Consider the following 10952-nt stretch of genomic DNA (forward strand, 5'->3'; position numbering starts at 1 on the left):
CGTAGATGGGGTAACGGGCCGGCCGCCCGCTCGCTACGGCGCAATTTGAAAGCGCGCTCGCGAGCGGCCTGTTGGTTGAAAGGCGGTCGTCCCTCAAACTGATGGTGTTCAACGGAGTCGGGCAAGCCCGCTCCAAGCATCATTAAGGGACGACCATGTACCACTATGCAGGAATTGACGTGTCTTTGGAATGCTCGAGCGTCTGCCTTGTCGATGGGACGGGCAAGATTTTGCGCGAGACGAAGGTTGCGAGCGAGCCGGAAGCTCTAATCGCCTGGTTCCGGTCGCAGGGTCTAGTGCTTGATCGGATCGGGCTGGAGGCTGGTCCGCTGTCGCAATGGCTCTATGCAGCTCTGTGGGACGCTGGCCTTGCGGTTGAACTTCTGGAGACACGGCACGTGCGCGATGCCTTCAAGGCGATGCCGGTGAAGTCGGATCGCAACGATGCGCGTGGGATCGCCCAGCTCATGCGGCTTGGCTGGTTCCGGCCGGTGCACTGCAAGTCCATCGAAGCGCAGGAGACTCGTGCCATTCTAACCGCGCGCAAGCTGCTGCAATCCAAGCTGCGCGACGTCGAGAACAGTCTGCGCGGCGTGCTCCGCGGCTTTGGCCTGAAGGTCGGCCCGACCACCGAGCGCACGTTCGCCGAACGTATCCGGGAGCTCGTCACCGGCCATCCCGGACTTGAGGTGGTGGCCCGAGCGCTGCTCGAAGCCCATGCCGTGCTGCGGCGCGAGTTCAATGGCCTGGACAAGCAGGTCCAGAAGCTCGCCAGATCGCACCCGCAGGCGAGGCTCTTGATGACGACACCGTCCGTCGGCCCGATCGTTGCGCTCACCTATGCCTCGGCGGTCGACGATCCGAAGCGCTTCCGCTCGTCGAAGGCGACGGGAGCGCATTTTGGCCTCACCCCGAAGAAGTACCAATCAGGCGAAACCGATTACACCGGCCGCATCAGCAAGATCGGCGATGCCTCCGTGCGCGAGGCGCTCTATCAGGCGGCTCACGTCATGCTGACCAAGCCAATCAAGAACTGCTCAGCGCTGAAAAGCTGGGCGATGCGGATCGCCAGACGCGCGGGCATGCGCAAGGCCAAGGTGGCGCTGGCGCGCAAGCTCGCCGTGATCCTGCATCGCATGCTCGCCGATGCCAAACCGTTCAACCCGGCGGCCAAGGCCGCGGCAACCTAAGCAAGGAGTATCAATCGGTTCTGGGCGGGCCACGACACCAGGCTCTCCCCGAGCGAGGTCCCTTCGCCGGGACGATGGATCCGGTCAGGCCGCCATCCGGGAAGTCGGCTCACAACCACGCTTCCGTAGATTGGCCGGCCGGCTCCTCAATGCACCCCATCAGGCGACGGCCACCGCGCCGATCCCGTACAGAAGCAAGTGCCCGGCAAAGTGGATCACGCTAAAAGGGATTGACTAACCAAGGCCCGTTACAGAAGCCCGGATGGAGCGCAAGCCAAATCCGGGTTTTTCTTTGCTCGGTGGAATAACTGTTCCCGGATTGCGCTGCGCTCCATCCGGGCTACGATGTCTCCAATCAAGAACGATCGGGAGACACCGCCCCATGAGCTCGCTGTCCGGCAAGCAGGGTCCGCGTTATCGCCACATGGCGGAAGACGGCGCACCCTACGAAACCATCGCCGTCGAGAAGCTCACCCCGATCATCGGGGCCGAAATCTCCGGCGTCGATATCGGCAGCCTCGTCGATGGCGATGCACGCTCCAACCGGCAGATGGACGAGATCCATCGCGCGCTCGCCGAAAACCTCGTCATCTTTTTCCGCGACCAGCACATCACGCCCAAGCAGCACCTCGCCTTCGGCCGCAAATTTGGCGAGCTGCATTTCCATCCCGCCGCACCCCACGAGGACGAAGACCCGGCGCTGATGAAGATCTATGCCGACAAGAACTCGCCGCGCGCCAACGGCGAGGGCTGGCACTCCGATGTCTCCTGCGACCTCGAGCCGCCGATGGGGTCGATCCTCTACATCAAACAGTGCCCGCCGCGCGGCGGCGATACGCTGTTCGCCAACATGTACGCGGCCTATGAGGCGCTCTCGGACCGCATGAAGGCCTATCTCGACGGGCTCACGGCGCTGCATGACGGCGAGCCGATCTATCGCGGGCTCTACGCCAACTACGGCGTCGCCGACCGCCCGTCCTATCCCAATGCCGAGCACCCGGTGGTACGCACGCATCCGGTGACGGGCAAGAAGGCGCTCTACGTCAACCGCGGTTTTACCCGCCACATCAACGGGGTCCCCCGCGACGAGAGCGATGCTGTCCTCGCCTATCTCTATCAGCACGCGGAAAACCCGCTGTTCCAGTGCCGCTTCCGCTGGACCGAGAACGCCATCGCCTTCTGGGACAATCGCTGCACCCAGCACCGCGCGATGTGGGACTACTGGCCGCATACGCGCTCGGGGACACGGGTGACGGTGAAGGGGGAAAGGCCGGTTTAGTTCACTCTCGTGCCCCGGACGCAGCGCAGCGCCCTTTAGCGGTGCGCTGCTGAGCCGGGGCCCACCGGCCCCAATGGGTCCCGGCTCAGCGTCGCGTCATTACATGCCGCGCCGCGTCCGGGACACGAGAGCGTTCTTGCGTTGACGTCCTTCTGCTCGCGCGCCAATCTTCTCAAAAGTGTTCGGGAGGGCCTGCCATGCTCCGCGCCGAGGACAACAAATTCCTGACAGAAGCAGGTGCCGGGACGGGCATGGGCGAGCTGCTGCGGCGGTTCTGGATTCCCGTGCTGTTGTCCGAAGAGCTGCCCGAGCCCGACGGCGAGCCCAAGAAGATTACAGTCCTCGGCGAGGAGCTGCTCGCCTTCCGCGACAGCAGAGGCGTCGTCGGCGTCATCGACCAGTACTGCCCGCATCGCGGGGCCAATCTCTGGCTCGGGCGCAATGAGGAATGCGGCATCCGCTGCGTCTATCACGGCTGGAAGTTCGACACCGACGGCCGCTGCGTGGATATGCCGACATCCTATCCCGATCTCAGCGCAAAAGATCTGATCCGCATCAAATCATACCCGGTGCGCGAATGGGGCGAGATGATCTGGGCCTATATGGGCCCGGCCGAGGCAATGCCGGAACTGCCCGATCTCGAAATGGCGCTGCTGCCGGCCTCGCACCGCTACGTCAGCAAGAAGTGGCAGGACTGCAACTGGGTGCAGGCGCTGGAAGGCTCGATCGACACCGCGCATTTCACCTTCGCGCATCTCTCCTTCGAAAAGGGGGAGAACGAGATCCTTGATATCAAGAAGCATTTTGTGAATCCGCTGGCGCGCATGTCGTCGGATCACATGCGCTGGATCGCCGAGGATCCGCGTCCTGTCATCAAGATCAATCCGCACGAGGCAGGCCTGACGATCGCTGGCGGCCGGCTCACCGGCGGCGACAACATCTACTGGCGCATCGCGCAGTTCCTGATGCCGTTCCACGCCTACGCACCGAGCGCGATGCCGGGCGAGGTCATCTTTGGCCAGACCTTCGTGCCGGTCACCGACACCAATTGCTGGATCTACACCTATGCCTGGAATCCGGAACGGCCGCTGACGCAGGCCGAGCGCGACGCGTTCGATCGCGGCAATGGCGTGATCGCCGAAGTCGATGACAACTACGTGCCGCTGCGTCACAAGGGCAATGACTATCTGATCGACCGCAAGCTGCAGAAGACGAAGAGCTACACCGGCATCAAGGGCGTCTCCGAACAGGATGCCGCCGTGCAGGACAGTCAGGGGCCGATCGCGGATCGCACCCGCGAGCATCTCGGACCCACTGATCTCGGCATCATGCATTTCCGTAAAACCGTGCTGGATGCCGCCCGCGCGCTTCAGCAGGGCGAGGTCCCGCCGCATGTCGCGCATCAGGATCGCTATGCCGTCCGCTCCGGCGCCTGCGTCACCAGAAGGGACAAGGACCTGCCGGCCGTGATGCTGGAGCGGTTCGGCGATGTCGCGGGTTTTGTCGGGCGTCCCCGCATCGCGGCGGCGGAGTAGCGCTTGCCGCAGGTGCGCAGCATCATCGCCGGCCTCGTCGCGTGTCTCGTCGCACTGACGCTTGTGCCGATGGATGCAGGCGTCGCGGCCACGGCCAAGAAACCGGCGGTCGCCAAGCCGAAGTCGAAGCCGAAATCAAAGCCGAAGCCGGCGCCGCTGCCGGCGCAAAAGTGCGAGAAGCCGAAGTTCCGGATCTTTGTCGATGTCGGTCACACCTCGGAATCCTTCGGCGCGTTGAGCGCGCGCAACGACACCGAGTTCGGCTTCAATCTCCGGCTCGCGAAGCTGATCGTCGGCAGGCTCAAGTCGGAAGGTTTTGGCACGACGCGCCTGCTGGTCACCGAAGGCAAGGCGAGGTCGAGCCTGCTCAAGCGCGTCGGCGTTGCCAATAATGCCAAGGCCGACTTTTTCCTCTCCGTCCATCACGATTCGGTGCCGGACAAACTGCTCGAGGAGTGGGAGTTCGAAGGCGCGAAAAGCCATTTCAGCGACCGCTTCTCCGGCCACTCGCTGTTCGTGTCGCGGCAAAACCCACACTTTGCGAGCAGCGTGCTGTTCGCGCGCCTGCTGGGCAAGGAGATGAAGGAGCGCGGCCTGCACTACGCCACCCAGTACACCATGCCGATCATGGGCCGCTACCGGCACCCGCTGCTCGACAAGGATGTCGGCGTCTACAGCTACGATCAGCTCGTCGTGCTCTCACGCACCCGAAGTGCGGCGGTGCTACTGGAAGGCGGCTCGATCATCAATCGCGACGAGGAGATGGCGTTGAACGCGCCGGAGCGGCACGGGTTGATTGCGGCGGCGGTGGCGGACGCGATGAAGGAGTTTTGCGAGAGGCGGCGGTAGGTGTCTTCATTGCGAGGAGCTCGCGACAAAATTGCGCAGCAATTTTGCGCTGAAGCGACGAAGCTGCGTGTAGCCCGGATGGTGCGAAGCGCAATCCGGGACTCTTGCCGCGCGGATGGATTGTGAGGACGCAAAGACCCGGATTACGCTACGCTCCATCCGGGCTACGTCGCGATAGCTACAGCGGCCCGTCCTGATACTCCCGGTTTGCCAGGCTCGCCTCCTCCAGATCCAGATCGCGCTCGATCCGCCGTCGCGTTTCGTCGGTGATCTCGCCGTCCCGCAGCAGCACGTGGATGAACTTGCGTTCGGCCGCGATCAGCTCGCGGGTCAGCGCGGTGCCGGCGGCGGAGACGTCGTGGCGTCCGGCGTCGAGTGAATCGGGCAACTGGTTGGCGCGGATTTCGTGGCGGGCGCGCAGCAGCTTGACGACCTCGTCGGACAGGTCCTTCTGCTCGGTCATGGCGTCGAGCGATTTCAGCGCAGCCTCGAGCGCCTGCCTGCGTGCGGAGATCTCGGCCTGATGCTCGGCGACGTGCTCGTGGCGGCCGGCATCTGCAACGCCAAGCCAGCGCACCACCGGCGGCAAGGTCAGGCCGACACCGATCAGGGTGATGAAGATGACGGCGAAGGCGACGAACAGGATCAGGTCGCGATAGGGGAAGGCCTCGCCGCTCGGCAATGTGAATGGCAGCGCCAGTGCCGCCGCCAGCGACACCGCGCCGCGCACGCCGGTGAATGCGAGCGTGAACGGCCATTGCCATGGCGGCGACGGATCGCGCTTGCGCAGCGACTTGCTGAGCATGCGCGGCAGGTAGGTCGCCGGAAAAAGCCAGGCGAAGCGCGCGACGATGATCACGACCATGACCAGCGCGGTGACGATCAGGATCTCGTCTAGCGGAAACGCCTTCGACTTCTCATAGAGCTCGCGCATCTGGAAGCCGGTGAGCAGGAACAGGATGCCCTCGATCAGATAGATGATCAGGTCCCAGAAGAAGATGCCTTGTAGGCGCGTGGCCGACGAGATCCAGAGCGGCCCGTTCCAACTGACATAGAGGCCGCAGGCAACCGTCGCGATCACGCCGCTGCCGCCGACATGCTCGGGCAGCCAATAGGAGACATAGGGCGTGATCAGAGACAGTGTCAGCTCGACCTGCGGATCCCGCGACCGTTTGCGGATGCGGAGCGAGAGCCAGCCGACGCCGATGCCGAAGGCGATCTCGCCGGCGACGATGAGGGCGAACTCGCCGATGGCCGTCGGCAGTGAGAAATGCCCGACCATGATTGCGGCGAGCGCGAAGCGATAGAGGATCAGTGCGGTGGCGTCGTTGGCGAGCCCTTCGCCTTCGAGGATGACCAGCAGCCGGCGCGGCATGTGCAGCCGCCGCGCGATCGCGAGCGGCGCGACCACGTCGGGGGGCGCGACGATGGCGCCCAGCAGGAAGCCGATAGTCCAGGGCAGGCCGATCAGATAGTGCGTGGCGGTCGCCACCATCGCCGCGGTGAAGATCACCGCGCCGACCGCGAGCAGCACGATCGGCCGCAGATTGTTCCTGAACTCGCGCCAGCTCATGGCGACGCTCGCCGAATAGATCAGCGGCGGCAGCACCATCAGGAGCACGAGTTCCGGCGGCAGCTCGACCGGCGGCATGCCCGGCACGAAGGCAAGCCCGACGCCCGCGAGCATCAGCAGAATGGCCGGCGCGACGTTGAACCGGCGCGCCGCGAGCGCCGTGCCCGCGAGCACGGCGAGCAGGATGAGAAAGGTCTGAAATTTGGCTTCCATGACCGTTCACTTGCCCCGGAAGGGCAGGCGCGGTCAATCAGGCGAGCTTTTGTGCCGCCATGCGCCCGACGCTGGCAAAGACGGCCTGGAGCTGCGCGGCATTGGGCGTGCCGCCTTGCGTGTAGGCCGCGATCAGGATCGGCGCATCGGGCTTCGGCCAGGCCACCGCGATATCGCCCGAGGCGTCCTTGCCGTTGTTGCCGGTCTTGTCGCCGATTGTCCAGCTCGCGGGCAGGCCGCCGCGCAGCCGGTTGGCGCCGGTCTTGCAATTCACCATCCATTCGGTGAGCTGCGCGCGCGATTTGGCCGACAGCGCGTCGCCGATGACGAGACGGCGGAAATTGCCGACCATCGCCGTTGGCGTCGTGGTGTCGTTGGGATCGCCGGGCGGCGAGCGGTTGAGCTCAGGCTCGTAGTGATCGAGCCGCGACACCTGATCGCCGAGTGAACGCCAAAACGTGGTCAGCGCCGCCGGGCCGCCGATCCGCGCCAGCAGTAGGTTGGCGCAGGTGTTGTCGCTGATCTCGACAATCGCCTTGCACATGTCGGTCACGGACATCGCGCCCGCCGCAAGGTTCTCCTTCGCTGCCGGTGCATAGTCGAGCAGATCGGCCTTGCCGTAAGCGATCATCGCGTCGAGTTTTTCCTCGCCGCGATCGACGCGGGCGAGCACGGCAGCCGCCAGGGACGCCTTGAAGGTGCTGCACATCACGAAGCGCTCATCGGCCCGCCATGAAAGCTTTGCGCCGGTTGCGAGGTTCTCGGCATAGACGCCGACCTTGCCGCCGCTCGCGCGCTCATAGGCTTCGAGTTCAGGCGGCGCTTCCTGTGCACGCGCGGGGCTGACAGCGATGACGGCAAGACCTGCCAGCAGGGAACGACGATCGAGGGGCATGGGAATCCTTAAGCGAGATCAAACAGGCGGCACGGTACGGAACCGGCCGGTGCCGGTTTCATCCAGCGTCCTGACAAATTTGTGACGCCTCGTGCAAGCGTGACCGAAAACCTGCGCCTCGCGCCGACCGTATCACCGCCTGTCCGGCATGGGGCCGGTCGTGACGACGGCAGGAGCATCACACATGTCAGGGATCGGCAGGCAGGCCATCGTTATCGGCGCCAGCATGGGCGGCCTTTTGGCCGCGCGTGCCTTGGCCGACTTCTACGACACTGTGACCGTGCTGGAGCGCGATCACTTCCCGGTGACTGACGAGCCGCGCAAGGGCGTGCCGCAGGGTCGCCATGCCCATGGCCTGCTCGCCCGCGGCCGCGAAGTGATCGAAGATTTCTTTCCGGGTTGGACCGACGAGGTCGTTGCGGACGGCGGCGTGCGCGGCGACATCGCTGGTGACGTCAGGTGGTTCGGTCATGGTGTCGCGCTGAAGACCGCGCCGAGCGACCTTCTCGGGGTCCTGGCGTCGCGCCCGGTGCTGGAGGGCCAAGTCCGGCGCCGGCTGCTGAAGCTCCCCAACGTCCGCGCGATCGCCGGCTGCGCCGTGCAGGGGCTGGTCGGAAGCGAGGATCGCAGCACCATTCTCGGCGTCCGCGTCAAGGTCGAGAACGGCGCCGAGCAAATGATGCCGGCGGATCTCGTGGTCGATGCCTCAGGCCGCGGCTCGGCGAGCCCGGCCTGGCTCGAAATGCTCGGCTATGCCAGGCCGGAGGAAGAGAAGATCGAGATCGGCATCGGCTACACCACGCGGCTCTACCGCCGCAAGCCGGCCGACCTCGGCGGCAAGGTCGCGATCGTGGTCGCCGGCAGCGGCCCGAACTGGCGCAATGGCGTCATCCTCTACCACAGCGAGGATCGCTGGATCGTCTCGATCGGCGGTTATCTTGGCGACCACGCGCCCGACGACGCGCAGATGTTTTCGGCCTATGCCGGCTCGCTGCCGACGCGCGAGATCTACGACATCGTCGCGCATGCCGAGCCGCTCGGTGATTTCGTCAGTTACCGCTATCCTGCGAACCTGCGTCGCCGTTACGAACGGCTCGCGCAGTTTCCGAAAAACTATCTCGTGTTCGGCGATGCCGTCTGCAGTTTCAATCCGGTCTACGGCCAGGGCATGACGGTCGCGGCCGAAGAAGCCGTGCTGCTGCAGCGCGCGCTGCGCGAAGGGACTTCCGATCTGGCGCGCCGCTTCTTTGGGCTCGCCAGCGTCGCGGTGGATACGCCCTGGGATATCGCCGTCGGCAACGATCTGCGCCATCCGCAAGTCGTCGGCGCACGGCCGGCCAAGGTCAGGTTCATCAACTGGTATATCGGCAAGCTGCATCAGGCCGCTCGCTATGATGCGCAACTCGCCACGGCCTTCCTGCGCGTCGCCAACCTCAAGGCCCCGCCGCCGAGCCTGTTGTACCCGGCCATCGCCGCGCGCGTGATCTGGGGCAATTTGCGGCCGCGCGGCGCGAAGGAAGCGGCGCAGCCGAGCGCGCAGGTGTCGTGACTTTTTTCGCCTCGCCCCGCAAGGGGGGCGAAGAAGCCCACCTGCGCGCGTGGCACAGATTGCCAATCAATCCTTCAGGTCATACCGATACGACTTCGATACGATTTGCCAGCCGTCGGCGAGCTTCATCGCCACCAAATAGTCCGTGAAGTAACGCGGCGGCAATTGGCACTTGACCTTGATGAACGCGGTCTTGTCGTCGGAGCGATCGATGGTGACGATGAAATCCTCGCGCGGTTTGCCTTCCGACTTTGCGGAGGCGCGCTTGCGCACCCAGGCGAGCCAATCCGGCACGGTCAGGATTTTCAGCTCACCCTTTTCAACCCAGCGCAAATCGGCGGAGGGGTGAAACACCGCGCCGAGCTTGTCGGCATCGCCTTCGTAGAGCGCGTCGAAATAGCCCTGTACCACGGCTTCGACGCTCGAACGGTCATAGCTCATCGGTTGATCCTCCCAAAAGTTTGTTCGCGGCAAACTTAGTCGTGCGCGCGCAATTGCGCTATGGGTGACTTGGTCGCCCCCGCGAGGATTCCGTCATGGCTGCATTAAAAGATCAGAACGCTCGCATCCTTGGCGGCGAATGCTATTGCCGCGCCGTGCGCTATGAGGTGGCGGACGAATTCGTCTATGCGCTGAATTGCCATTGTTCGAACTGCCGCCGCACCACCGGCTCTGCCTTCAAGCCGTTCGCAGGCATCACGCGGAGCAAATTCTGCGTCGTCGCCGGCGAGGATGCGCGCATGATCTATGGCGACGACATCACCCATGACGCGCACTGCCGGCGCTGCGGCTCGCTGCTCTATTCGGTGGTGCGGGACGGCAAATGGGTGCACGTGACCATGGGAACGCTGGTTGACGCGCCCACGATCCGGCCAACGGCCCATATCTTCGTAGGCTCCAAGGCGCCCTGGCACGAGATTACGGACAATCTGCCGCAATATCAGGGGCACATCGGCGCGGATTGAGGGACCGCAGCCAGGGAACCCGCTGCAGCGCCATTCTCCAGCGAACCGCTATGGCTCTGGCGAGACTAATGAAAAGGGTTCCCGTCGCAGGCTTCGTGATGTCCCTCACAAGCGCTCCGGCCGGATCTTGCTACCAAGGCTGAGAGGGTGTCGAATTGTCCCTCGTTTTTTGAAAGCCGTGTCATGCGCAAACTGTTCAAATTGTGCCCGCTTCTCCTCGCTCTTGCGCTGTTGTTCGGCGCCGGGCCCGCCTTTGCCGCCAAGCGCGTGGCGCTGGTGCTGGCCAATTCCGCCTATCAAAACGCGCCACAGCTTGCGAACCCCGTCAACGACGGCAGCGTGATGGCGAAGACGCTGAAGGACGCCGGCTTCGACGTCGTCGAGTCCCGCCATGATTTGTCGGCGCTGGATACGCGGCGCGCGCTGCGCGACTTTGCGGATGCCGCGCGCAGCGCCGATATCGCCGTGGTCTATTATGCCGGCCACGGCATCGAGGTCGACGGCTCGAACTATCTGATCCCGGTCGACGCCAAGCTCGAGCGCGACACCGACGTTTACGACGAAGCGCTGTCGCTCGACCGCGTGCTGGTCGCGATCGACCCCGCAAAACAGCTACGGCTGGTGATCCTCGACGCCTGTCGCGACAATCCCTTTGCCAAGACCATGAAGCGCACCATCGCCTCGCGCGGCATCGGCCGCGGCCTCGCCCAGGTCGAGCCGGCCAGCCCGAATACGCTGATCGCCTATTCCGCGAAGGCCGGCTTCACGGCGCAGGACGGCGACGGCGCCAACAGTCCGTTCACCGTCGCGCTGTCGAAACATCTGACGACGCCGGGCCTCGACGTCCGCCGCGCCTTCGGCTTCGTGCGCGACGACGTGCTCAAGACCACCAACAACAAGCAGG

10 protein-coding genes are annotated in these 10952 nt (G+C 64.5%); 7 read left to right on the forward strand and 3 right to left on the reverse strand.

The features are described 5' to 3' along the window. Positions 1-155 precede the first annotated feature (155 nt). The 4 genes from C2U70_RS30985 (at position 156) to C2U70_RS31000 (ending at position 4853) form a co-directional block, all read left to right on the forward strand. Entirely contained in the window at positions 156-1190 is a 1035-nt protein-coding gene (locus C2U70_RS30985) for an IS110 family transposase (RefSeq protein ID WP_140982429.1), read from the forward strand. A 382-nt stretch (positions 1191-1572) separates the two neighbouring features. After that, positions 1573-2469 carry a TauD/TfdA dioxygenase family protein gene (locus C2U70_RS30990; protein WP_140982430.1) on the forward strand — a complete coding sequence of 299 codons (897 nt, stop codon included), beginning with the start codon at positions 1573-1575 and terminating at the stop codon, positions 2467-2469. Between the two features lie 197 nt (positions 2470-2666). Next, positions 2667-4004, forward strand: a complete 1338-nt coding sequence (locus tag C2U70_RS30995) for a Rieske 2Fe-2S domain-containing protein (RefSeq protein WP_140982431.1) — start codon at positions 2667-2669, stop codon at positions 4002-4004. 3 nt (positions 4005-4007) lie between these two features. Then, positions 4008-4853, forward strand: a complete 846-nt coding sequence (locus tag C2U70_RS31000) for an N-acetylmuramoyl-L-alanine amidase (protein WP_140982432.1) — start codon at positions 4008-4010, stop codon at positions 4851-4853. A 178-nt stretch (positions 4854-5031) separates the two neighbouring features. Here C2U70_RS31000 and C2U70_RS31005 read toward each other — a convergent pair whose 3' ends face one another. After that, positions 5032-6639, reverse strand: coding sequence for a Na+/H+ antiporter (locus C2U70_RS31005; protein ID WP_140982433.1), 1608 nt, complete (start codon positions 6637-6639; stop codon positions 5032-5034). Positions 6640-6676: 37 nt separating this feature from the next. Then, positions 6677-7534: a class A beta-lactamase gene (bla, locus tag C2U70_RS31010; protein WP_140982434.1), complete on the reverse strand. Its 858-nt coding sequence runs from the start codon at positions 7532-7534 to the stop codon at positions 6677-6679. 184 nt (positions 7535-7718) lie between these two features. Here bla and C2U70_RS31015 point away from each other — a divergent pair, with 184 nt between their 5' ends. Next, a complete protein-coding gene (locus C2U70_RS31015) occupies positions 7719-9083 on the forward strand; it encodes an FAD-dependent oxidoreductase (RefSeq protein WP_140982435.1) in 1365 nt (454 codons plus the stop codon). A gap of 66 nt (positions 9084-9149) precedes the next feature. On the opposite strand, the gene C2U70_RS31020 is transcribed toward C2U70_RS31015, so the two are convergent. Then, a complete protein-coding gene (locus C2U70_RS31020) occupies positions 9150-9524 on the reverse strand; it encodes a nuclear transport factor 2 family protein (RefSeq protein ID WP_140982436.1) in 375 nt (124 codons plus the stop codon). Between the two features lie 95 nt (positions 9525-9619). Between C2U70_RS31020 and C2U70_RS31025 the strand changes: the two genes are divergently transcribed. Then, positions 9620-10048: a GFA family protein gene (locus C2U70_RS31025; RefSeq protein WP_140982437.1), complete on the forward strand. Its 429-nt coding sequence runs from the start codon at positions 9620-9622 to the stop codon at positions 10046-10048. A 183-nt stretch (positions 10049-10231) separates the two neighbouring features. Continuing rightward, on the forward strand, positions 10232-10952 hold a 721-nt coding region (locus tag C2U70_RS31030), incomplete at its 3' end, for a caspase family protein (RefSeq protein ID WP_186294580.1).

It is taken from the genome of Bradyrhizobium guangdongense, from assembly GCF_006483445.1.
GTDB lineage: Bacteria > Pseudomonadota > Alphaproteobacteria > Rhizobiales > Xanthobacteraceae > Bradyrhizobium > Bradyrhizobium guangdongense_A.